Raw genomic sequence first — 22260 nt, 5'->3', positions numbered from 1 at the left:
GAAATTACGTTAAGGGTTCGGAGAGCGTTTGAGTTTGGAGTTCGAGGGCTTGTCTCACCTGTAGGCTGGAGCCGGTTTCACTAATCACTTCCACCGTAGTGCCGCGTTCAATGTATTCGCCCCGCGTGAAGGCATCATACTGTTGACCATCGATGGTCACCTTACCACTGGGACGAAGCACCGTGTGGGCCACGCCGCTTTTGCCGCGCATTGATTGTTTGTTGAAGTTGGTGTTGTAGCCTTCGCTGCTGTCCTGGGTGTCGGTCAGAGCCACGCGTTTGTAGAAGCGTGTGCTGGCCAGTCGCGCGCCGCCCACAAAGAACAGCACCACGCCTCCCAGTAGCCCGCCCGTGGCGGCGGCCAGCGCAATGATGATGTCGTTCATGCGCACAAATTCAAAATCGAAATCTTTGTTGTTGATCATGATCAGCACCAGCGAACCGATGGTGAGCACGAGGCCCGCAATGCCGGCCACCCCAAACCCCGGAATCACAAAGATCTCCGCGGCAATGAGGCTGATGCCCACAAAGAAGGCAATGATCTCCCAGTTTTGGGCAAGGCCGTTAAGGTAGTAGGGCACCAGGTAAAGCACCAATGCGATCACAGCGGCAATGCCGGGAAAGGTTGCACCCGGCGCCTGCATCTCGAAATAGATTCCGGCCAGCACAATGAGAATGAGCACACCGCTGATGAAGGGATTGAGAAAGAACGCCACGATACGGTCGGCCGTGCTCAATTCAAATTTGTCGATCGTATAATTTTTGATTCCGTTCCTGGCGAGAATTTGTTCTACGGAGGTCACTTGTCCTTCGCAATAGCCATGCTGAATGGCCTCCGATGTCGAGAAGGTGATGATCTGTCCTACTTTCTTCACGCCTTCAAGTTCCACTTGTTCGTCTACCATGCCCTCGGCAATGGTGGGATTGCGTTTGTTCACTTCGGCGGTAGAGCGCATGATGGAGCGCATATACGATTGATATTTGTCGGGCGCCTTTTGGCCGCTGCCATCCACCACCGTGGCGGCACCAATGCTGGCCCCGGGCGACATGTAGATGCTGTCGCATGCAATGGAGATGAGGGCGCCGGCCGATGCGGCGTCGGAGTTGATGAACACCCACACGGGCTTCTTCACGTTCAGTATTTTGTCGACAATGTCTTTGGCGTCTGTGAGCACACCACCATAGGTATCCATTTCGATGATGATGATGTCGGCTTCTGTTGTTTCGGCATGTTCGAGCCCCAGCGACACGGAGCGCATCATGCGTGGATCGATTTCGTCTTTAATGTCCATCACCATCACCCGGGTCTGTTTGGCCGGGGTGGTGTGTTGGGCGTGGAGTGAAATCAGCGGCAACACAAAAAAGATGAGGGTAGTCACTTTTTTCATGATGTTCATGGGGCGCGGGTGGATCAGGCATCCGGTTTAAATTCCGTGAATTCGGAATTCCTGTTTTAATTTGCATAAAATTAAAGATTTAAACCGGTTGGGGCGCAGCATCGAATTTAACTTTTCCCATGTTTTTGACGGCGTGATCTGGAACACCAGCGTTTCCGAAAACAGCGAAATCATGGTGCTGGAAGTGCGCCGCCACGACGTGCAGCAGGTTTCGTTTTCAGCCCTCGAAACCCGCACCGGCCGCCAGCTCTGGAAGAACCTGACCTTCGACGAACCCTGGTGGATCAGCCTGGCTGCCGTCACAAACCACACGGTGATCTTCACCCTCTATCTGGAAACAAACAACCCCGACCGCAAAGGCATTATGGCCTACGATCTTTTCGAAAAAAAGATCATGTGGTTTCACAACGACTTCGCACTCACCACGGTGGGCAATGGCCAGGTCAGGGGCATGGCGTCCAAACACGGTGTCCGCGAGGTGGTACTGGCCGTGGCGACTGGTCAGGAAGTGAAACCTTTAGCAGACATTGCGGAACCGGAGAAAACGGAAGTTGCCCACCGGCCCCATCAATATCCCGCAGACCATGCCTACTTCCACACGGTGAAAACATTTTTGGAGACTACATTCAATTTATCGCCCGTGGTAGCGTTGGAATACCTGGAACATGATTCTCTGATTTTTATCTCGTTTTATCTCGGTGAAAAAGAATTGGCGAACCATTTGCTGGTGCTATCCGACGGAGGTGAGGTGGTGTTGAAAGAAAAATTAGACGAAGCACTGAAAGGAATCGGTCTGGATACTTTTTTCCTCCTCGCAGGTTCCGTATTTTTCGTGAAGAATAGAGTAGAGTTGGATAGTTACAAGATTGTATGATTAACGAACTGATTTTAGCGGGTGTCTCATTTTTTCATCCGCACGTACAGCAGAAGGATTCCATAGGCACAGAAACCATCAACGGGAAAATTTTCGTCCTCCACCAGGTGGGCGAGAAAGAAACCCTATACGCCATATCCAAGCGCTATGGCGCCACGGTTGACGCCATTGTGCAGGCCAACCCCGGTGCCGACGCAGGCCTGGAAATTGGCCAGGTGCTCAAAGTGCCCTACACACCCAAAGCAACCGCTCCCCGCAAGGCCGACGGAACCACACACGTGGTGGCCGCGAAAGAAACGATGTTTTCTATCGCCCGCCAATACGGCATCACCGTCGACGAGCTAAAACAGTGGAATAACCTTACCGACAACAACCTGTCCATAGGTCAGGAGATTGTTGTGAAAAAGGGGGCCACTCCGCGTCCAGTCACCCCAACCCAGCCGCACACCACGGCAACGATAACCGTTACCCCGACTCACAAGGGAACACACGTGGTGGCCGCCAAGGAAACCATGTTCTCCATCTCGAAGCAATATGGCATCACCGTGCAGCAGTTGAAAGACTGGAACAAGCTGGAAGGAAACGAAATCAGCATTGGTCAGGAATTGCAAGTTGCTGCTCCGACCGGAACAGCGGAGGTAAAGGTTACACAGCCGCCAGTAGCCGAAGTGAAAAAGGATCCCATAAAAGAACCTGAAATCAAGAAGGAACCGGAGGCGAAAACGGAGATAAAGACCGTAACGCCTGTGGTCGTCGCACCACCCAAGAAGGAGACAACCCCTGCACCGAGCATCACGATATCAGAATCGGTGAAGAACAGCGACGAGATCGTGCAAACCGGTCTGGCCGAACTGATCGAAGGCACCGATGGCAACCGAAAATACCTCGCGCTCCATCGCACTGCACCCGTGGGCACCATCCTGAAAGTGAAAAACGAAATGAACAACCGCGAAGTGTTTGTGCGCGTGATGGGCAAACTTCCCGACACCGCCCTCACCGACAAACTGGTGATCCGCATTTCGAAATCGGCCTACGACCGCCTTGGCGCCATCGATCCGAAATTTCGTGTAGAGGTGACGTATTATAAGTAACACCGCCACACAATAAATTCAGGCATTTTTCTTTTACCTGTGGGAATGACCTTTGGCAAACAATGGACATCGCCCCCTGCATGAAACAAATTCTATTTTCAAGAATACGCCGGGTCGTATTTCTGCTGTGCCTGACCGTGTCAACGCTTCAGGCACAAAATCTGGTGACCAACCCAGGCTTTGAGGAATTTTCTGCATGCCCCGGCGGCTATGCACAGCATCAGACGGAGTTTAAGGCAATAGGATGGTATTCGGCCACCGCCGGCACTCCCGATCATTTCCACGGCTGCAGTCGCGGCGAAGGCGGCGTGCCCTACAACTGGGCCGGCGTGTCGCAAGCCTACGAAGGCAATGGCTATGCGGGCATCTATGCCTGGATGGACAACGGAAAAAACTACCGCGAATACCTGCAATGCACGTTGATCACACCCCTGGTGAAAGACTCCACCTACCACATCGAATTTCACTACAAGCTCGCGTCCTATTCTGCCTACGCCATCGACCGCATGGGGCTCCACCTCACCGATACACTTCGCAAAATCACAAACGACCGGGTGTTGCGCACCAGACCCGTGCTCTCCGTCATTCAGGACTCAGCCTTAACCAAACGAACCGGCTATTGGGAGAGCGGGGCGCTGGACTATCGCGCGCGGGGCGGTGAACAATATCTTCTGATCGGCAATTTCTTTTTGGATGATGAAACACGGTTCTACAAAATTCAATTCCAGTCCGTCCAGCAGGAGATGCTTGCAAACGCCGCCTACTACTACATCGACGATGTGAGCGTGACCTCGAAATATGCCGGCGCAAATCTGTTGCTGGCCAACGTCACGCCCACGTTCACTACCGAGCGGGTTCGCTGGAATACAAACTATGTGCTCCGGAACATCCGCTTCGAATTCGATAGCCACAAACTGCTGGCTTCATCGTTCGAACAACTCGACATGCTGGTGGGTTGGCTGGAAGAACACCCTGAAGCCCGCATTCAACTCGCAGGCCACACCGACGATGTGGGTGGCGATCGTTACAACAACGCGCTCTCGTTGGCCCGCGCCAAAACCGTGGCCGCCTACTGCACATCGCAGGGTATTGCGTCCACACGCATCGAGACCTTTGCCTATGGAAAGCGCAAGCCGCTGGTGGATGCAACAACTGAAGCAGCCCGCAGTGTCAATCGCAGGGTGGAGGTCACGTTTGTGAAGGAGTAGAATTCCCTTTTTTCGAAGACACCTTTATGAAGCGACGCCGGACGATCGGGTGAATGTGGTCGCGTGGTCTTCGCGCCAGGCGGCGAGTCGTTTGTTCATCAGCGAAAACCACACTGGGGGAAACAGCGCGAGAATGATCATGGTGGGATAGCCAAACGGAAGTTGTGGACTTTCGTCGTAGTGATTCAATACCTGATAGCGTTTGTGCGCATACGCGTGATGGTCGGAGTGCCGTTGCAGTTGAAACAGGAAGAAGTTGCTGATGAGGTGACTCGCGTTCCAGGAATGAAGCGGGTTCACGCGCTCATATTTTCCGGGAGCGATCTCGCGTCGAACGATGCCATAATGTTCCACATAGTTCACCAGTTCCAGCAGTGTGAAGGCAAAGAAGCTTTGTGCGAAAAAGAAGGCGGGAACCTGCCACACGAAATGTCCGGCGCGATAGCTGAAGGCAAATGTCAGCACGCCACAAAACACCACGGGCAAAACAGCAAACCAAAGCATTTCATTCTTCACACTCCAGGTGCTGTGCTGTTTCCGGTGCAGCGACTCCTTCTCAAGGTTCCAGGCATGTGCATAGCCTTTAAACACGGAACGAACCCAAAAGTGATAGAACGGCTCGTCTTTGCGCGCCGTGGCGGGATCGGCCGGAGTGGCCACGGCCACATGATGGCCGCGGTTGTGTTCGATATAAAAGTGGCCATAGCAGACTGTGATGAGCAACAACTTGCCATAAAACCGTTCGAGTGCCGATTTCTTGTGACCCAGCTCGTGCGCCACCGTGATGCCGATGCCACCCGTCACCAACGAAAAGCTGATCACAAACCCGATGCCTTCCACAGCGGTGTCGATCTTCCCGGAGGTGACAGCATATGCACCCCAAACCAAAAACGCCACCTGGAAATAGGTCCACACGTATGTCACAAAGCGATAGTAGAATTCTTCACCCACAACTTTGGCGTTGGTTTCGGGCACGTTCGAGGTGTCGGTGCCGAGCAGCTGATCAATGAAGGGGAGGAGCAGGAAAGAAAAAACGATTGGAAGAAAATTCCAGAGGTTACCGAGGTAAAATCCCCATACTGTTAGCGCCGGAATGATGAAGGCGGTGAAGAAGCCGATCTTGCGCAGCATCGTTTTCATACACCGAATGTAGCGAAAAAATCTGAGGGGCTATTCGACCGAAACCATCTGAAACAAGGGCTTCAGTTCCAGCGAATCGCCGTGGTTGATCTCTTTGAGGTCGGCTCTGTTTTTATCGAGGAAGGTATTGTAGCGGGCCGTAATCAGGTCGTATTCGGCGCGATAGTTATTCACGCGCTGGTCGGCCATCCGGATGTCGTCTACCAGTTTTTGAAGCGTGGTGTTGTACGTAAATTCTGCTTTGGTTTCGGCCATGCTGATGAGCTCGGTGATGAGGGATGTTGAAGCGAAATCATATTCCTCCACAACATCGGCATTGCCCATGGATTTTTGGGTGTAGCGCAGGCGGCTCAGTTGGTTGAGACGCTCTTCGTATTCTTTCAGCTGTTCGCGTTTGTCGGGCGTAGACACAATCAGTTCATGCAACAGGTTGTGCATGGCGCTCACCTTCTGGTTGTCGTCGTTGATCATCATATTCCACGACTGAAGCATGCTGTCCTGCAAGGCCAGGTAGCTGTCGGTAAGCGAATCGATCCGGGTAAACGTGGTTTCTGGGCCTTCCGTTTTTTTCTCCCCACAGCTCATCACCACCATTCCGCAACTGGATATAAAAAGACTCAGAAAGATAGTTCTCATGTTATACGTTGGACTCCTGTTGTCGAATACGTTGTAAAGAAAAGAAATGTTATTTGGGTTTTGGGCGGTTTGTAAGATATGTAGGTTTTTTTGCGATTTTAAAGGGGTTTGAATTGCTCAAACGCCTCCTTGCAATCGTAGCAATAGTGGATAGACCTGCACAGGGTTGGCCCAAAGGTATTTTTCAGCGCCGTGTGAGTGCCTTCGCAGCGCGGGCAGGGCACATGCTCAAGCACCTCCAGGTCGGTGACAAGTTGCGCCTGTGGGGGTGGCGCCAGGCCGAATTGTTTTAATGCCGCACGGCCCTTTTCCGAAATCTTGTCAGACGACCAGGGGTCACGAAAGTTCACGGTAATGGTCACGGCCTTTGCGCCATGCTGTGTCAACACCTCGGTGATCTCATGCTTCATCATATCCAATGCGGGGCATCCTACAAATGTAGGCGTCATTTCAACGGCCACGCGATCATTGTCCACAGTCACACCCGTGATCACGCCAAGGTCAACAAGCGACAACACCGGTATCTCCGGGTCCTTCACCGTCTCCAGCCAGTGGTATATATCGCGTTGGGTCATCGTGTTCATATCAGGTATAAGCGATCTCAAACGAACCTGGGAAAATCTGATTGAGGTGATGTTTCATGTGTTTCACATAGTCCTGGGCAAGCCACTCCAGCGTGCGCAATTGCGTGCCGTCTTTGCTGGTGTTGCACTGGCGTCCGTAGTTTTCGGCGGGCATGGTTTCAAGAACCGTACACAGCTGGTGATTTATGAGTTTCCACAGGACGATCACGTCCTCCTGCGGCGCATGACCATAGGCGTTTGCATACACCCAAAAGTCTTGATGATAAACAATGTGCGGCGGAAAGGGTTCGTATTGTCCGCAAATAAACCGGCGAAGGTTGTTGTGTGCCGAGTCGATGAGATGGCCCACCACTTCTTTTTTGCTCCACTTGTGCGGCAACGGTTTCACCGAAAATTCGGATTCGGGTATGGCACTGAATTTTGCCGTGTAGTCTTTGATGAGCTGCCGTAGTTCGTCGATCGTAGGTTTCATTCCTGTGTTGATTGCCTGTTTATCCTTCGTGAAATTTTTATGTTCTTCTACTTCAAATGTACTCACCACGTGGCCGATGGATCGATGCGCAGCACTTCGCTCATTTCGTTCAGCAACGGTGCAAGGTGCTCGCTATGCCGGCCGCCGCGCCCGCCCAACACGGCCTGCTGCAACGACCACTCGGGTAGCTGCAATTGTGTCGATGCCAGCACTTCCGCGACTTTTGCCATCCATCGTTCCTGCAATTGCCTTTCGCCGGCAAACACGCCCGTGTCGATCAGCGTTTGCTCGTAGGGCGATGCTTCGAAAATGCCCAGTGCATAAGGGAGCGCGAACGACATTGCATGTTGCAAACGGGAAATGCTCTCTTCGGTTGCCGAACCCAGTTGTTTTATCCACGTGTTGGCGTGAAGCGTGTGATAGCGCAGCTCGCCGTGGATTTTGCGCGCCAGTTGTGCCAGCGGAACGAACGAGGAATCGCGCAGCATTTCGAAACGGATCATTTCGGCCGTGTCATACAAAAAATGCCGCACGAGGCTGAAATCGTATTCGCCGTTGGGCAACTCCACCAATATGCAATTGTGAAATTTTTCTGCGGAACGCAAAAACGCGATCGTGTCGGGTGCTTGTTCCCCCAGCGAATGCAGCAACGTATACAGCGCCTGGCTGTGTCCAACTTTGTCTTGCGCCATCGATGAGAATGCAATGTCTTCCTCCAGCAAAGGACCAAATCCCGTCCATTCCGAATTCCGGTGGCCGAGTATGAGTTGGTCGTCAGCCATTTTATAAAGCAGTTCAATCAAGGCTTCATTTTCCATCGTGTTGAGTTTATTGTCAGGTGGTGCGCTCTAAAAATTCTTTCAGCTTGTCGCCGCCTTTGTAGTCGGAGGCGTCGCGGAATTTTTTTTCCGGAAGCGTCGTCCAAAAATCTTTTTCTTCGGTGCTGGTGAAACGGATGTCGCGCGTTCGTGCCGCCCACAGATTGATGACCACAGCCCCGGCGGCAAACAACGATTCGGCCTGAGCCATGGCGGCCTGTGCACTAGTGGCTTGCACCTTGCCGACATGCGTGTGTTGTTTGCCACGTTTTGCTAGCGCGAAGATCTCATACGATTCTTGTGTGCCTCCCGCGGAAGCTTTGTTCAAAAGGGTAAACACATGTTCACCTTGGTCGGCAAACGGCGAAACGGCAACGTGTTGTGTCAGCACCACAAACAGCGATGTGCAAACAAAACGTCGCGTAAAGGTTTCTTTGGCCAGAACATAGGCCATCTCCAGGTTAGGTGCGTGCACGGCGCCTTCATGCTGAAAAGGTTTCCCTTCTTTGGGTTGCACAAACACTTCGAACGTGCCAAACTGATCCAGTGGCGGTTTGGACTGGGGTTGTTCGGGAATGCCGATTTCGGGTAGGCGCTCAACGCGGGGATCCAGTGATTTCAATTTTTTCTTTTGGTTTAGAAACGGTTTCGGGGTTGTGCCAGGGTGCCTTTTCCATTGACGGTTTCCGTTCGTGTACTTTTAAAACTATACGCTGCCAATTGTTGTTACTTTTCCACCACCACCAAGAAGTATTATGAAATACCTCGACTTTTTATGGGCTCTGGATCTTCTTTATAGGTATCATCCGAAATATCACTCCAACGAATTGCTGTTGTTGGCCGATGATATTCTGAAGTGGATCAACAATGAACTGCCGGAAGATAGTAGCAGCCTGATCTATTTGAAAAGCTGTTTCGAATCGCCCTACGATGCATTCACCGCCGTTTGGAAAGAAGTATTGTTGCTGGCCGGACCTTTTTCACGGTTGAATTAGGTTGGACAGTCATCATCACGCCAGCGGCTCGACGTAGGCCATTTTCTCCGATCGCAGCGCCTCGCGCACCCACCGTCCGCGTTCCTCGGCCACTCTGCGCACTTCCAATCGCTCTTTGTTGCACGGTCCATCGCCATTGATCACCCGTTTAAACTCTTCCCAGTCGGGTTCTGTATAGGACCATTTTCCCGTGTCGGTGTTTTTCTTCAGGGCCGGGTCGGGCACCGTGAAGCCCAGTTCCCATATTTTAGGCACATACATATCCAGAAACTGATTTCGGGTATCGTCGTTGGTCGACATCTTCACCTTCCATTTCATGAGGGTTTGGGTGTGTGCCGAAATCTTGTCGGAAGGGCCAAAGAAATGCATCATAGGAGCCCACCAGCGGTTGATGGCTTCCTGAAACATGGCCCGCTGTTGTGCTGTGCCCGCGGCTAGAAAAATAACGCAGTGGTGGCCATACTTGAGGTGAAACGATTCCTCTGCACAGATCCGCTCTAACGCACGGCAATAGGGCCCATAGCTTCCTTTGGCGTTGGCCAGCTGGTTCACAATAGCACCCGCGTCCACCAGCCACGAAATGAAACAGGCGTCGGCCCAGGTGAAGGCCGGGTAGTTAAAGATGTTGGAGTATTTGGATTTGCCCGTGATGAGGTCGTGGATCATTTCCTCACGTGTTTTGCCGAGGGTTTCGGCGGCGCTATAGAGCAACTGCGCGTGGCCCACCTCGTCCTGAACCTTGGCCATGAGAGCCAGCTTCCGTTTGAATCCGGGGGCCCGGGTGATCCAGGTGCCCTCGGGCAATGCACCAATAATTTCGCTGTGTGCGTGTTGCTCAATCATCCGGATGAGCTGCTTGCGATAGAGCTGCGGCATCCAGTCCGACGGTTCGATTTTTTCGCCCCGGGCAATGCGGGCTTCAAAGGCGGCCAGCTTGCCAGGATCTTCTTCGGCCAGACCGTCGTTTTTTATGCCTTCGAATGTGTTTCCTCCACCGTACATGATTTTCTACAAGTTAAAATGAAAAAATCGCGTCGCCGGATAGCTTCAAAATAGGAAGACCATCCGCCGATAAATATCAGCGATTTTACAACATTAAAACGTTTGAACCAAACGATTGTTAGCCATTGGGTGGCGCGAGGTACTATGCCTTTTTGAGACCGTTCACCAGCATGTCGGCAAGTTGGTCGCCGAGGGCCTGGGGATCGATAGAGGAATCCGGATCATACCACATGGGCATCCAGTTGAGTGACGAGAAAAGCGTCATCACGGCAAGTTTCTTGTCGATGGTGTTTTTGAATTCGCCGGTGCGCACACCGTCTTCGATGATGGTCTTGAAACGGTTGATATAGTTGATGCGCAGGAGCAGGAAGTCGCGCAGATAGGGCTCGCTGAGGTGACGGTGCTCGTTCATGAAAACCGCCGATGCCGTCAGGTCCTTTGCCATCACCTGGATGTGCCCGATAATTCCATTGCGTAATTTCTCGCTGGCCGGAACGTGTTGCTTTTCCACTTCCTCAAGCGATTTCCGGAATTCTGCCGCCATGTCGAAGCAAAGGCTGCGGAGAATTTCTTCTTTGGATTTTATATGCGAATAAAGGCTTGCAGCCTCTATGCCCAGCAGTTGGGCGAGGTCGCGCATGGAAGCCGCTGCATATCCCTTGTCTTTGAAGAGTTCTGCGGCCTTCCGGATGACTTGTTCCTTTCTTGAAAGATTAGCGATGGCGTCTGACATACTCATTAAATAACTTAAAGTTAGAAAATTAATCTGTAATGAGCGTGAAATCTTGAAATGATACTTGACGATTGAAGATCAAGTGTTTCAACCTCTACATCCACAAACAATCGTTAGTAGAAAAAAATCCCCGGATGACTTTTGTCACCCGGGGATTTTTATGTCTTGATGCGATGTATTCTCTAGAAAATAACGCCGAAGCTAAAGGCATTCAGTGCAGGGCCGCGGCCTTCCGAAAACAACTCGTTCATATCGTAGTTGAAGAATAAATCGGTGGAGCGATAACCAATTTGCAGTCGCGCACCATAGCGCACATTGTTGAGGTAAAAGCTGTCGCGTTGTTTGTCTTTCTCACGACCACCGTCGTTGTACACAAGCTTGGAGTGACTGCCCACACGATAGCCGATGTAGGGACCAAGGCCGATGCGAAACGAGTTGCCATAGCCTTCCCAGATTCTCGCCTTGCGACTGTGATCGCCAAAGTCGATGACCGGCACCAGCGACGCCGTGATGTATGACGCGGTGAGTTTGCTTTTGATGAAGTGCACGTCGCGGGTGTCTTCGGCAAAGTGTACACCGGCGTCGTCTTTCACCATCACCACGTTGTCTTGTTGAAACTTGAAGTTATACCAGTTCATGCCGACGCCCCATTCGAGAAAGAATTTTTTTCCAAGACGTGTGCGTTGAATAGACGAGAGACCTACATACCACGATCCCCAGGGGCGAACGGAATACAGTTCGTTGTTGCTGTCGGGGAATTTTCCGTTTTGCAGATAGTTGTTGGTGCCCAATTCGAAGTTGAACGATTGCCACGTGCGTCCCCAGCGGTTGTTGTGACCGTTCCAGTTGTCATTGTCATCATCATCGTCGTCGTCATCGTCGCTGCTGCTGTCGGTGTTCCAGTCTTCGGTTGTCGCGGCCACGTCGTTGGTTTTGGTCGTGTCTTTCGCGAGGGCAGAGGTGTCGTTCTTCTCCAGTTTCACCAGAATGTCCTGGAAGAGTTGCTGGAAGTCATAGTGCTTCAGGATGTCGAGATCTTTCCGGTCTTTCACCGTGAAGATCACGCGGCTGGTTTTGGCCAGCTCCACAATCACGGTGTCGCTTTTTTGTTGGGCTTGTCCTGCGGTAAAGATGGCGCCGAGTAGTATGGTTAAAATCCAATTTCTGTTCATAGTCATTTACTTGTTTTGTCCACGTTTTTCACTTTTAAAATTCAGCGCGAGAATTTCATTTTTCTTCTGTCTCAGTTCGCCAAACGGATCCTGATTGTTTTTCAGGTCGTCTGCTTTCTTCAACAGCTTCTGTAACGTAGATGACTTCTTTTCTCCGGAGGTTGCATCGGCCAATGCTTTTTTATCGAGATACCCTTCAGACTCGATGGCGGTGACGGTGATCGTGATTTTTTTCGGAGCACTCTCTGCTACGACCGGCGCAACATCGGGCGTGGCGGTGGCAACCGTTGCCGTATTGTTAGTGAGCGGCTCAGACACAACGTCCAGGGTAGGCGCCTGTTGATCTTTGGGAGCAGCTGCGTTTTGTGCCACGGTCTGTTCGGAAACCACGGATTGATTTGGCACCGAAATATTTTTCCGGTGCTGTGGTTCGGGGTGTGACGATGTTTGTTTTTTGGTCTGTGCTAATTCTTTTCTGATGTGCGCTTCGGTTGTTTTTTCCGGCATCGTTTCAGATGGCGTTGCTTGTGGTTTTGCCTGATCGGGTTGTATTGTTGTTGAAGGTGCAGGTTGTGTTTGATCGGCAAGCGCCGGCACGTCGGTTGCTGTATGCGTTGTTTTCCACAAGGTGAAGCTCACCAGGGCCACGAGCAGGAGCGACGCGGCTATTCTCCACCAGATTCCTCTAGTTGTTTTTTTTTCCAAGCCCGCCTCAATCTTGTCCCACGCGCCACTGGGCGCGGGGTGCTGGTAGTGTTCCAGCTTATCGCGGAAAAATTTGTCAGGTTGCTGATTCATCGCTTCTTAAATTTTTGTTCTCCACCCAATCTTTATCCTGTAGTATTTTTTGCAAATACACGCGGGCACGGCTCAGCTGTGACTTTGACGTGTTTTCACTGATTCCCAGTTGTTCGGCAATTTCTTTGTGAGAGTATCCGTCGATCGCGTAGAGGTTAAACACAATGCGGTAGCCGGTTGGCAATTCCTGGATCATTTTCAGAAGATCCTCGGCTTCGAGGTGGTCGCTCAGACTGTTGTAGTCCGGTTCGCGGTCGGCCTGTTCCAGGTCTGTTTCCAGATACATGGAACGGTTTCGCCGGAGAAAAGTGAGGGCCTCGTTCACCACGATGCGGCGAATCCACCCCTCAAAGCTTCCTTCGCTCTTAAATTGTCCAATTTTGTCAAAAACCTTCATAAATGCCGTCACAAGGATGTCTTCGGCCTCCATCGAATCTTTCACGTAGCGATAGCAGAGGCCGTACATTTTCGACGAATAGGTGTCATACAGAAGCCGCTGGGCGCTGCTGTCGCGCCGGAGGCATCCTTTAATCAGTTCGTCTTCTTTTGCCCGGTAAATTTTGAATTGCATTTAAAGGTTCTCGCCACTAAGATGCACGCTTTCGGCCAGGGGTTGCGTGAGGCTGAAGAAATTTCTTCCGTTGTCAAAACCCTGAAAAAAGGCCTCCTCGCCACCTTTCCGGTAAGTTCCGAAAAGGTGGCGAGGAGAGCAAGGTAGCGCATTCTAATGGAGCACGAGGCTGATCAGGTATGCGAGAATGAGGAGCAGAAAAATTATCATAACTGTTCGGGGTTAGTCTTTTTTAACAACCGCGGGGTTGCCTCGATAATCCACGTCGCTGGCCAGCCCTTCTTCAATTTCCAGGTTTCCGCTCACGTTCACTTTCGCGGAAGAGGCGCCATTCACTTCTACTACGGCATCCTGAACTTCCAGGTTGTAGGCGCGCAGCTTGGAGGCGAACAGAATTTCTGCATCCAGGTTGTGCGCCCTACCCGACAATTCCACTTCCGATTTGCCGGTGAGTTCCATCACCAGGTTTTTCACATTTAAGTCGCCGCGCACTTTCACGGGACCGCGCACTTCAAGGCTCATGTTTTCGCTCTCGAAGTTTTCGAACTGCACTTTCCCGTAACCTTCGGCTTCTATTTTTTCAAGCTGCGGCATGGTGATGTTGATGCGCATCTCGTCGATGTCGACCATCTCAGAATTCCACTTGAATTTCTTTTTGGATTCGTAGCGGATCACCAGGGCATCGCCCGAGCGGAAGATTTTATACTTGCTCTTTTCATTGTCCGGGCCGATCATTTCCACAGCATAGTCGTCGCCACGCTTCACATGTACATCAAACATACCGCTGATCTCAAGCTCGTTGAAGTCGCGCAGTCCAAACTCGTCGGCAATCTGATTTTCTTCTTCTTCCGACTTGGGACACGTTTCGCACACCAGGCCCTTTTCCGTCATTGTCCAGGTGAAGCTGTCGCGTTTTTCTTCGTCCACATATTGGGAGATGAAGCGACTGACATGCTCGTCCATGATGAAGGGGAAATTGTAGGGGATGTAGAGTGTCATATCGAGGCGTTGTGCACGAAACACGGCGTCGTCGGTGAACTGAAGGTTTGAATCGAACGTAACCGTTGAGTCTTGCACATCCACGTTGTAGGAAACCATGTGTGCATTTTCGATGGCTTTCTGTTTTGTGGCGCCCTGCGCTTTGAACGTTTGCACCAGTTTAAAATCTGTGCCCGTATAACCCTTCAAGGTGAGGTGTGTGACGTGGTAATCGTCCATGCCCACTTCGTTTATTTTCAACACAGCGGTTTTGCCGTGGATTTTAAAGGTCTCTTCCGTTTTATATTCGCCTTCTTCCTTGAAAGAGTAGACAATTTTCGGGATGCCAACACTCAGCATGGCAACGCTCACAAAGAAGAGGACAAACATGGTCCATCCCACGGTGGGTCCGAACACATATTTCTTGGCCACGATCGACGATCCCAGCAAGGTGATGAACACCGCGGGAATGATGGTGCCTAAGAAACCGGCCAACACAATCCAACCCGAGAAACTGTTGGTGAACACCTGCAGGGGCAGGCTTGTTTCAGCAGGGCCCATGCCTGGCCACGAGAACGCAGTTGCCGAGAACAACCCGATCATCACACCGCCCACAACAATGGCCGCCAGCATGAACGAGATGCCGATGATGATCACGATGATGCCAATGGCCACGCGGATCACTTCAACGAGGGGCACCAGAATTTTGCCCAGCACACTCAACAACAACCCGATCAGGCGAAAGGGAAACAACAGGATCTTCGTAGCAGTTGATTCTTCTTTATCGGTCTCGCCCAGATTTTTCTTGATGTTCGATTCGATGTTGGAAAGGGTTACGGGCTCGCCCTGCATTTCCATGCGGTCGGTGATGCTCTTGGCTTCGGGCAACGCGATCCACAGAATGATGTAGATGATGAAGCCCACGCCAAAGAAGATGGTGAACAGCACGAACAGCAGACGCACCGCCACGATGTCCATTCCAAAAAACGCGGCCACGCCACCCGACACACCGCCGATGGCTTTGCGTTCGGGGTCGCGGAACATCTTTTTGGCCAATTCAGGTTCTTCCAATGTGTAGGAGCCCGGCACCACAATCCACATCACCACGTAAACCAAAAGGGTGATGCCATAGGCGAAGGCCAGCAAGCCAAACAAAAGCCTTATCCAGACCGGGTCAACGTTGAAATAGTTTCCGATGCCCGAACACACACCACCAATGATTTTGCGTTTTTGGTCGCGTTGCAACGGCTGGGTTGGGCGATAGGGGCGGCTGCCGGTGTCGCGGCTGGCAGGTTCGGGTTCAGGCGGGGCGTTGGGCCGTGCCTGTTGCGTTGTTCTTTCCTGACCTGCACCGTCGGTTTCTTCGGCGGCTTTGAAGTCGTTCACGCTACCCATAGTGGCCACCAGGGCGTTCACATCGTCGACAGTGATAACCTGCTTGCCTTCGTTCAGTTTGGAAAGAAAGATTTCGGCCACGCGGCTCTCAATGTCTGCCAGGATTTCGCTGCTATCCTCAAAATTCGCAAAGTACTTGTTGATCGAGTCAAGGTATTTGCGAAGCGTATCATAACCATCCTCCTCTATATGAAAGATTATACCGCTGATGTTGATGCTTATATTTTTTTTCATAAACGTATTCGTCTGGTTAGGATTATGCGATGGGTTTGGAGGTGATCATTTGTGTAGAGTGGACAAGCTCGTCCCAGGTCTCGGTGAGGCTTCCCAGAAATTTGCTTCCCTTATCGGTGAGTTTGTAATATTTGCGGGGTGGCCCCGATTTAGACTCCACCCACTTATACTCCAGAAGCCCGGCATTTTTTAGCCGTGTCAGGAGGGGATATAAGGTACCTTCCACCACGATGATTTTAGCTGACGTGAGTTCATCCAACATATCTGAAGCATAAACTTCGCCCCGCGAAATTATGTGGAGGATGCAGTATTCCAATATTCCCTTCCTCATTTGTACTTGCGTGTTTTCGACATTCATACCCGCCATATTTAGTTCTCATAACTATATACGCAAAAGTACTATGTATGGCCAAGTACTGTTAAAAAAAAGTTGAAAATCTTTAATCAACGAATCCTGGCAACTTTTTGACGGTTATCAGGAAAGGTCCGACATATGCGGCAAAAAATGTGTTTTTGAAGAGCTGAGAGGGTATTCGAGGGCATTGGGGCGTATCTTTTTCTCGGAAAAAAGAGTATAAATTGTGTAATAAATGCTGTAGGATATGAAAAACATGGAAAGTATGGTCCCCGTATTTGCAGACGTAATATCGGGAGCATTTGGGGGAGCCGTTATCGGCAATGCGATTGGAGGCAACACGATCCCGATTGTCGGCGCCATTGCCGGGGCTATGTTCATGCTTTTCCATGCCCTCTTCACCCAGCGCCAAAAGAAGGCACGTTAAATCGCAACCAACGTTGTATCACCATTGAATTTCTATCAGATTTTAAGTAGCTCGTTCTACGCCGGGATCATCGTGGCGATGATTTTGTGTGGCGTCTATCTCTGGAACCACCGGAGCAAGGCCGTGTTTTTGCATGTGGCGGGCATTGTTCTGGCGTCGCAGGCCGTTGTGGGAGGTCCGTTGCTTTCTTTCAAAGCCTTGTTTCCCCTGAATTGTGATCTCAGCCCGTCCGAGAAACTCTACGTCTTTGTTGGCGGCATCGCCGTGGTATGGAATGCCGTGCTTTCCCTGATGAAGATTCTGACCAAGCCCAAGGTTGAAGGATAATCGGGAACCCCTCAAATTTAACCTGCTTTTTCCCGGGCAGGAGAGTGTCTCCCCGGGCCGGATGTACCGCACTTTTTGATTACTTTCGCACTTGTTTTGGTATTCAACGATGCGTGCTGTACGTCTGCTGATGAAAGTTTCGATTGCTGCATTTTTTTTAGGGCTGTTGCTGACGGGTTCGGCCTTTGGGCAGAGCGGAAACGAGTGGATTGATTTTAATCAGCCCTATTTCAAAATCCCGGTGGCCAGAGATGGCATTTATCGGCTCACCTATGCCGATCTCCAGGCTGCAGGCTTCCCGTTGAGCGGCGTGAACCCCACGCGACTCCAGCTTTTTCATCGCGGCAAAGAACAGGCGCTCTATGTGGCCGGTGAGGGCGACAGCCAGTTTGATCCCGCCGATTTTCTGGAATTCTATGGTCAGCGCAACGACGGCACACTCGACACCGAGCTTTACAGCAAGCCCGAAGCACAACCTCACAAGTATTACAACCTCTATAGCGACTCGTCTGCCTATTTCCTTACCATAGGAACTGCCTCGGGGAAACGCATGGCTTCTTTCTCCGAAGCAAATTCAGGATTGCCCGTGCAGGCATTTCATCTCGACGAAAAACTGTCAGTGATCCTTACTGACTACTCGGCCGGCGTGGACTATGGTGAAATTGTGAACACCATCTTCGACATCGGAGAAGGGTGGATGGGCAGAACGATCTATCAGACACAATCAGCCGACTTTACTATCAGCAATGTTGTGCAGACCGTGGCGACAGGAGGGAAGCCCGAAGTGGAGGTAGTGTTTGCCGGCCGCGGGCTCATGCAGCACCAGGCCGACCTCTCCGTGAATGGACGCTTCCTGAGGTCGATCGACTTCTCCGGCTATGATCCCTTCACCATCCACGAAACGCTGGAGTGGTCGGATATTGGAGCCGATGGCAACGTGAAGTTCACGGTGACTGTGAACGGTGTAGCCGGACAGCCCGATCGCATCAGCGTAGCCGCTATCAAATTGCGGTATGCTCAAAAGACCGATGCAGCCTCGGCTACGGAAAAGAAATTCATACTGCCAGCCAATGCGGGCAATAAGACGTACGTGCAGATCGAAAACCCGTCCGCGTCCATGCGTTTGTTTGACGTGACAGATCCTGACGCGGTGAGTCGCATCGGCACGACCAGCAGCGGTACGTTAAACGCAGTGGTGTCGTCCACATCGACGGAACGAATGCTGTTTGCAACATCGGCGCCCATCACGCCGTCGTTGCGGCCTGTGAGTTTCCGCCAGATTGTGCCGTCACAATACAACTACCTCATCATCACGCATCCGTTGTTGAGAAAACCGGCGGGTGGTTATAGCGACCCCGTAAAAGCCTACGCCGAATATCGAGCGTCAACCGCGGGCGGACGATACGATACGCTGGTGGTGAACATCCAACAACTCTATGATCAGTTCAGCTATGGCGAGCCGACACCGGTGGGCATTTTTCGTTTTCTGAAATTTATGGCCAACGTGAAAATGCCGAAATACCTCCTGTTGGTGGGAAAGGGCATGGACGTGTTTTATGCTTATTATAGAAACCCGGCAGCGTATCCTGTATATAAAGACTTCGTGCCCTCGGCGGGCTTTCCCGCTTCCGACGCGGCCTTCTCCGCCGGATTAGGAGGAACAACCTACGACCCCGCCATTCCCACGGGACGCATACCCGCCCTGAAATCCGACGACGTGGCCGCCTATCTCGACAAGGTGAAGGAGATGGAGGCGTTGCCCTACAATGACTTGTGGCGTAAGAACATTCTGCACCTCAGCGGCGGCATAGAAGAAGGAGAGCCGCAGCTGTTTCAATCCTTTCTCAAGGAATTTCAGGGAGTAGCCGAAAGCTATCATCTGGGTGGGAAAGTATCGGCCATTGCCAAATACTCAAAGGAGATTCAGCACATCAACATATCAGACCAGGTGAATGCCGGTGTGAGCCTCGTCACGTTTTTTGGACACTCGTCGGCCAGCACGCTCGACTTTGATGTGGGCTATGTTACCGATCCGGTGTTGGGCTATAAAAACAAAGGCAAGTATCCCATCCTGCTGATGAACGGGTGTTATGCCGGTTCGTTCTTTATGGACTATGTGTTGTTTGGACAGGATTGGGTGGTGGCCCGCGATAAAGGAGCAGCCGGGTTCATTGGTCACAGCTTCTACGGCTTTGTGGACCTGTTGAAGAAATATTCGGAGACTTTCTATAACGTTGGCTTTGGTGACTCAACCTTCATCTATAAAGGTATTGGTGACATTCAGAAGGAAACGGCGAAGCGCTATCTGGCAACGTCGTTTGATGCGCCGGTGAACGTGACCCAGGTGCAGCAAATGATTTTGCTGGGCGACCCCGCCGTAAAACTGTTTGGCGCGCCCAAGGCCGATCTGGAAATTAACGACAACAACGTTTCTTTCGAGTCGTTCAACGGTCAGCCTATCACCGCGCTCACAGATTCGTTCGCTATAAAATTGATCGTCCGCAATTTTGGCCAGGCCAAGGAAAATACAATCCGCATTGAAGTGACCCGCACGCTGAACGACAATTCGTTGATCACCTATGACTCGCTGTATCCATCCGCAAAGTATAGCGACACGCTCACATTCATTGTGCGCAAAGGCAGAGAGATGGGCTTCGGAAACAACACCTTTCGCGTAACACTGGACCCCGACGATGTTTTGCTGGAGTTGAATGAAGAGAACAACACCGCATCGAAGACGTTGTTCATTCCTTCCAACGGCACCAAGAACCTCTTTCCTTCGGCCTTTGCCATTGTGCACACCGACCAGGTCAGCCTTGCGCTGCAATCGACCGACCTGCTTTCGGACGAGCGCGAATTTATTATTGAACTCGACACGGCCTATACATTCGACAGTCAATACAAAAAACAATTCAAGGTGAAGGGCCAGGTGCTGGCGCGGCAGCCCGTGTCGCTGGTAGTAGCCGACACGTTGGCATATTATTGGCGCAGCAAGCTGGCGGACCCCAAGCCGGGAGAAAGCGAAGAATGGACCACCAGCTCGTTCACCTTTATAAAGAACGGCCCCGAAGGATGGGCGCAGGTTCAATTTCCTCAATATACCGGCAACGGCTCCGAAGGTTTCTTCAAGGATGCCACGTCGCGTCGACTGGAGTTTCTGGAAACGGTGACACCGGTGTCGTTAAAGGTTTTAGGTGGCAGCAATCCGGCGCCGTTCTACACCATGAGTGTGAAAATCGGTGGCGCGGAATATAACCTGCTGCAACAAGGGTTCTATTGCAACAACAACACGATCAACCTCATTGCTTTCGACCGGAAGTCTACCGTGCCCTATATCGGTGTTCCTTTCAAATGGTATAACCGAAACGGCCGGGCGTGTGGTCGCGAGCCTTGGGTGATCAACAGTTTTTATCCGCAGCAGATGGTGACCGGCGCCAACGACGACCTCATTCAATATGTCGACAATATTCACGCAGGCGATTCTGTGCTCTTGTTTTCCATTGGCGATGCAAATTTCCTCTCGTGGCCCCCATCGGCAAAGACCAAGCTGGGAGAGCTGGGCATCAGCGTGGCGCAGATCGACGCGTTGACCAGTGGCGAACCCGTTGTGATCTTTGGCCGCAAGGGAAGTGTGGCAGGAACGGCAAAAGTTTTCAGAACATCACAGTCGCCCGCGGCCACGCAGGTATTGGAGGTAAATCAGACCATCACTGGAGGTTATGCTGAGGCGACCATGAGTTCGGGCCTGATTGGTCCCGCGCAGCAATGGGTGTCGCTCAAGTCACATACGCGGGAAGTTGGCGCCACCGATCTGGTGAGCTTCGACATAGTGGGGGTGAAGCTGAGTGGCGTCGAGCAGAGTGTGCTGACCGGTGTGAATGGCAACCAGGATCTGAGTGGTGTGAGTGCTGCGGAATATCCCTATCTGAAAATTGTGTATCGCGCTGGCGACGACATTAACCTCACGGCGGCGCAACTGCGAAACTGGGTGGTGTCGTTCACACCGGTGCCCGAAGGTTTGCTGGTCTATCGCGGTGTTCGCGAACAGGAAGTGCTGAACGAAGGCGTGGTGTGGCAGGGCAAGTATGGCTTTGTGAACATCAGCGACAAAACATTCAGCGACTCACTCACGGTGGCGTACAATATTTTTAACCAGGCGCTCCGCACGTCGGAGCAGGATCGTTTGAAGATCAAAGCACCGGCTCCCGGCGACACCACGTCGTTTACGGTAAACGTGAGCACCGCGCAGCGCGATGGACTAAACGATGTGGAGGTGTATGTGAACCCGCTCATCTTGCCCGAGCAGTATTACGACAACAACATCCTTCAGCTGACCGCACACCTGAATGTGCAAAGCGACCGGCTCAATCCTGTGCTGGATGTGCTGGTAGACGGACGGCATTTGGTGAATGGAGACTTTGTGTCGCCCAACCCCAACATTGTGGTGAACGTGTGGGATGAAGATCCTTTTGTATTGAAGACCGACACGGTGGGTGTTCGCATTTTCCTGACGTACCCGTGTGCATTGGCAACGTGTGCGGCCACGGCTATTCCACTCAACAGCGATGCTGTGAAGTGGTATGCAGCCACAACCACCACGCCGTTCCGGGTAGAGTTCAATCCAAAGAACCTGGCCGATGGCGTGTACACGCTTCAGGTAGAGGGAGCCGATGCGCGGGGCAACAAGAGTGGGGTAGCACCCTATGTGATCACCTTCACGGTGAAAAATGAAAGCACGGTCACCATCATGGCACCGTATCCAAACCCGTTCAACTACCAGGTCTATTTTGGAGTGCTCATCACGGGTGATGTGTTGCCCGACGGTGCGAGCCTTCAGATTGTGAGCGTGAATGGTCGCCAGCTGGCTGATTTCGGGCGCGATGACTTTCCGGATTTTCACTCCGGCCGAAATGAGCTGGCTTGGGATGGAACCGATTTGCAGGGCACACCGCTTCCCAGCGGCGTCTACATCTACACACTTCACCTCACGGTGAATGGCAAGTCCATGACCCAGCAAGGCAAAATTGTGCTGGTGCGCTAAAGACTTAAAGAAT

Annotated in this window: 21 protein-coding genes; 7 read left to right on the top strand and 14 right to left on the bottom strand. The window is 51.8% G+C overall.

Annotated features, from left to right (window positions below; all coding sequences use genetic code 11):
- Positions 1 to 4: 4 nt before the first annotated feature.
- Positions 5 to 1387 carry an NfeD family protein gene (locus JI741_RS16400; protein WP_202012024.1) on the bottom strand — a complete coding sequence of 461 codons (1383 nt, stop codon included), beginning with the start codon at positions 1385 to 1387 and terminating at the stop codon, positions 5 to 7.
- Positions 1388 to 1457: 70 nt separating this feature from the next.
- Here JI741_RS16400 and JI741_RS16395 point away from each other — a divergent pair, with 70 nt between their 5' ends.
- The 3 genes from JI741_RS16395 (at position 1458) to JI741_RS16385 (ending at position 4569) form a co-directional block, all read left to right on the top strand.
- Positions 1458 to 2270: a DUF4905 domain-containing protein gene (locus JI741_RS16395; protein WP_202011469.1), complete on the top strand. Its 813-nt coding sequence runs from the start codon at positions 1458 to 1460 to the stop codon at positions 2268 to 2270.
- On the top strand, positions 2267 to 3361 hold the full coding sequence (locus tag JI741_RS16390) for a LysM peptidoglycan-binding domain-containing protein (RefSeq protein ID WP_202011467.1): 1095 nt from the start codon (positions 2267 to 2269) through the stop codon (positions 3359 to 3361). The genes JI741_RS16395 and JI741_RS16390 overlap by 4 nt, the downstream gene beginning before the upstream one ends.
- A gap of 80 nt (positions 3362 to 3441) precedes the next feature.
- Positions 3442 to 4569 carry an OmpA family protein gene (locus JI741_RS16385; protein ID WP_202011465.1) on the top strand — a complete coding sequence of 376 codons (1128 nt, stop codon included), beginning with the start codon at positions 3442 to 3444 and terminating at the stop codon, positions 4567 to 4569.
- Positions 4570 to 4593: 24 nt separating this feature from the next.
- Here JI741_RS16385 and JI741_RS16380 read toward each other — a convergent pair whose 3' ends face one another.
- From JI741_RS16380 to JI741_RS16355, 6 genes are all read right to left on the bottom strand, one after another.
- Complete coding sequence (locus JI741_RS16380; protein WP_202011452.1) at positions 4594 to 5709, bottom strand: alkane 1-monooxygenase; 1116 nt, start codon at positions 5707 to 5709, stop codon at positions 4594 to 4596.
- A gap of 30 nt (positions 5710 to 5739) precedes the next feature.
- Positions 5740 to 6345: a hypothetical protein gene (locus JI741_RS16375; protein ID WP_202011450.1), complete on the bottom strand. Its 606-nt coding sequence runs from the start codon at positions 6343 to 6345 to the stop codon at positions 5740 to 5742.
- Positions 6346 to 6443: 98 nt separating this feature from the next.
- Positions 6444 to 6929, bottom strand: a complete 486-nt coding sequence (paaD, locus tag JI741_RS16370) for a 1,2-phenylacetyl-CoA epoxidase subunit PaaD (protein ID WP_202011448.1) — start codon at positions 6927 to 6929, stop codon at positions 6444 to 6446.
- 1 nt (position 6930) lies between these two features.
- Positions 6931 to 7401, bottom strand: coding sequence for a DinB family protein (locus JI741_RS16365; protein ID WP_202011446.1), 471 nt, complete (start codon positions 7399 to 7401; stop codon positions 6931 to 6933).
- A 62-nt stretch (positions 7402 to 7463) separates the two neighbouring features.
- Positions 7464 to 8219 (bottom strand): 1,2-phenylacetyl-CoA epoxidase subunit PaaC, encoded by a 756-nt coding sequence (gene paaC, locus JI741_RS16360; protein WP_202011444.1) that lies wholly within the window; start codon positions 8217 to 8219, stop codon positions 7464 to 7466.
- 16 nt (positions 8220 to 8235) lie between these two features.
- Positions 8236 to 8841, bottom strand: a complete 606-nt coding sequence (locus tag JI741_RS16355; protein ID WP_236676109.1) for a phenylacetic acid degradation b — start codon at positions 8839 to 8841, stop codon at positions 8236 to 8238.
- Between the two features lie 133 nt (positions 8842 to 8974).
- Between JI741_RS16355 and JI741_RS16350 the strand changes: the two genes are divergently transcribed.
- Entirely contained in the window at positions 8975 to 9214 is a 240-nt protein-coding gene (locus tag JI741_RS16350) for a hypothetical protein (protein WP_202011442.1), read from the top strand.
- Positions 9215 to 9229: 15 nt separating this feature from the next.
- Here JI741_RS16350 and paaA read toward each other — a convergent pair whose 3' ends face one another.
- The 7 genes from paaA to JI741_RS16315 all read right to left on the bottom strand — a co-directional run bounded on the left by paaA (position 9230) and on the right by JI741_RS16315 (position 16428).
- The gene (gene paaA / locus JI741_RS16345; protein ID WP_202011440.1) at positions 9230 to 10216 is read right to left on the bottom strand and encodes a 1,2-phenylacetyl-CoA epoxidase subunit PaaA; all 987 of its coding nucleotides are present in this window, start codon (positions 10214 to 10216) and stop codon (positions 9230 to 9232) included.
- Between the two features lie 142 nt (positions 10217 to 10358).
- Positions 10359 to 10955, bottom strand: coding sequence for a TetR/AcrR family transcriptional regulator (locus tag JI741_RS16340; protein WP_202011438.1), 597 nt, complete (start codon positions 10953 to 10955; stop codon positions 10359 to 10361).
- Positions 10956 to 11131: 176 nt separating this feature from the next.
- Positions 11132 to 12121, bottom strand: coding sequence for a hypothetical protein (locus tag JI741_RS16335; RefSeq protein WP_202011436.1), 990 nt, complete (start codon positions 12119 to 12121; stop codon positions 11132 to 11134).
- A 6-nt stretch (positions 12122 to 12127) separates the two neighbouring features.
- The gene (locus tag JI741_RS16330) at positions 12128 to 12919 is read right to left on the bottom strand and encodes a hypothetical protein (protein WP_202011434.1); all 792 of its coding nucleotides are present in this window, start codon (positions 12917 to 12919) and stop codon (positions 12128 to 12130) included.
- Positions 12903 to 13490, bottom strand: a complete 588-nt coding sequence (locus tag JI741_RS16325; RefSeq protein WP_202011432.1) for an RNA polymerase sigma factor — start codon at positions 13488 to 13490, stop codon at positions 12903 to 12905. The genes JI741_RS16330 and JI741_RS16325 overlap by 17 nt, the downstream gene beginning before the upstream one ends.
- A gap of 222 nt (positions 13491 to 13712) precedes the next feature.
- Positions 13713 to 16097 (bottom strand): PspC domain-containing protein, encoded by a 2385-nt coding sequence (locus JI741_RS16320; protein ID WP_202011430.1) that lies wholly within the window; start codon positions 16095 to 16097, stop codon positions 13713 to 13715.
- A gap of 22 nt (positions 16098 to 16119) precedes the next feature.
- On the bottom strand, positions 16120 to 16428 hold the full coding sequence (locus JI741_RS16315; protein ID WP_439647551.1) for a PadR family transcriptional regulator: 309 nt from the start codon (positions 16426 to 16428) through the stop codon (positions 16120 to 16122).
- 271 nt (positions 16429 to 16699) lie between these two features.
- Here JI741_RS16315 and JI741_RS16310 point away from each other — a divergent pair, with 271 nt between their 5' ends.
- From JI741_RS16310 to porU2, 3 genes are all read left to right on the top strand, one after another.
- Complete coding sequence (locus tag JI741_RS16310) at positions 16700 to 16879, top strand: hypothetical protein (RefSeq protein ID WP_202011426.1); 180 nt, start codon at positions 16700 to 16702, stop codon at positions 16877 to 16879.
- A 24-nt stretch (positions 16880 to 16903) separates the two neighbouring features.
- Positions 16904 to 17206 carry a hypothetical protein gene (locus JI741_RS16305; protein ID WP_202011424.1) on the top strand — a complete coding sequence of 101 codons (303 nt, stop codon included), beginning with the start codon at positions 16904 to 16906 and terminating at the stop codon, positions 17204 to 17206.
- Positions 17207 to 17315: 109 nt separating this feature from the next.
- A complete protein-coding gene (porU2, locus tag JI741_RS16300) occupies positions 17316 to 22247 on the top strand; it encodes a putative type IX secretion system sortase PorU2 (protein ID WP_202011421.1) in 4932 nt (1643 codons plus the stop codon).
- Positions 22248 to 22260: the final 13 nt, after the last annotated feature.

This window comes from Chryseolinea lacunae (assembly GCF_016735595.1).
Taxonomy (GTDB): Bacteria; Bacteroidota; Bacteroidia; order Cytophagales; family Cyclobacteriaceae; genus Chryseolinea; species Chryseolinea lacunae.
Note: the sequence above shows the minus strand (reverse complement) of the source record. Positions and strands in the feature narration are given on the sequence as shown.

Bases quoted from the DNA above. Each gene is read 5' to 3' on its own strand.
- JI741_RS16400 (WP_202012024.1), bottom strand. From the start codon at position 1,387: ATGAAAAAAGTGACTACCCTCATCTTTTTTGTGTTGCCGCTGATTTCA.
- JI741_RS16390 (WP_202011467.1), top strand. From the start codon at position 2,267: ATGATTAACGAACTGATTTTAGCGGGTGTCTCATTTTTTCATCCGCAC.
- JI741_RS16385 (WP_202011465.1), top strand. From the start codon at position 3,442: ATGAAACAAATTCTATTTTCAAGAATACGCCGGGTCGTATTTCTGCTG.
- JI741_RS16380 (WP_202011452.1), bottom strand. From the start codon at position 5,709: ATGAAAACGATGCTGCGCAAGATCGGCTTCTTCACCGCCTTCATCATT.
- JI741_RS16375 (WP_202011450.1), bottom strand. From the start codon at position 6,345: ATGAGAACTATCTTTCTGAGTCTTTTTATATCCAGTTGCGGAATGGTG.
- paaD (WP_202011448.1), bottom strand. From the start codon at position 6,929: ATGAACACGATGACCCAACGCGATATATACCACTGGCTGGAGACGGTG.
- JI741_RS16365 (WP_202011446.1), bottom strand. From the start codon at position 7,401: ATGAAACCTACGATCGACGAACTACGGCAGCTCATCAAAGACTACACG.
- paaC (WP_202011444.1), bottom strand. From the start codon at position 8,219: ATGGAAAATGAAGCCTTGATTGAACTGCTTTATAAAATGGCTGACGAC.
- JI741_RS16350 (WP_202011442.1), top strand. From the start codon at position 8,975: ATGAAATACCTCGACTTTTTATGGGCTCTGGATCTTCTTTATAGGTAT.
- paaA (WP_202011440.1), bottom strand. From the start codon at position 10,216: ATGTACGGTGGAGGAAACACATTCGAAGGCATAAAAAACGACGGTCTG.
- JI741_RS16340 (WP_202011438.1), bottom strand. From the start codon at position 10,955: ATGAGTATGTCAGACGCCATCGCTAATCTTTCAAGAAAGGAACAAGTC.
- JI741_RS16335 (WP_202011436.1), bottom strand. From the start codon at position 12,121: ATGAACAGAAATTGGATTTTAACCATACTACTCGGCGCCATCTTTACC.
- JI741_RS16330 (WP_202011434.1), bottom strand. From the start codon at position 12,919: ATGAATCAGCAACCTGACAAATTTTTCCGCGATAAGCTGGAACACTAC.
- JI741_RS16325 (WP_202011432.1), bottom strand. From the start codon at position 13,490: ATGCAATTCAAAATTTACCGGGCAAAAGAAGACGAACTGATTAAAGGA.
- JI741_RS16320 (WP_202011430.1), bottom strand. From the start codon at position 16,097: ATGAAAAAAAATATAAGCATCAACATCAGCGGTATAATCTTTCATATA.
- JI741_RS16315 (WP_439647551.1), bottom strand. From the start codon at position 16,428: ATGAGGAAGGGAATATTGGAATACTGCATCCTCCACATAATTTCGCGG.
- JI741_RS16310 (WP_202011426.1), top strand. From the start codon at position 16,700: ATGAAAAACATGGAAAGTATGGTCCCCGTATTTGCAGACGTAATATCG.
- porU2 (WP_202011421.1), top strand. From the start codon at position 17,316: ATGCGTGCTGTACGTCTGCTGATGAAAGTTTCGATTGCTGCATTTTTT.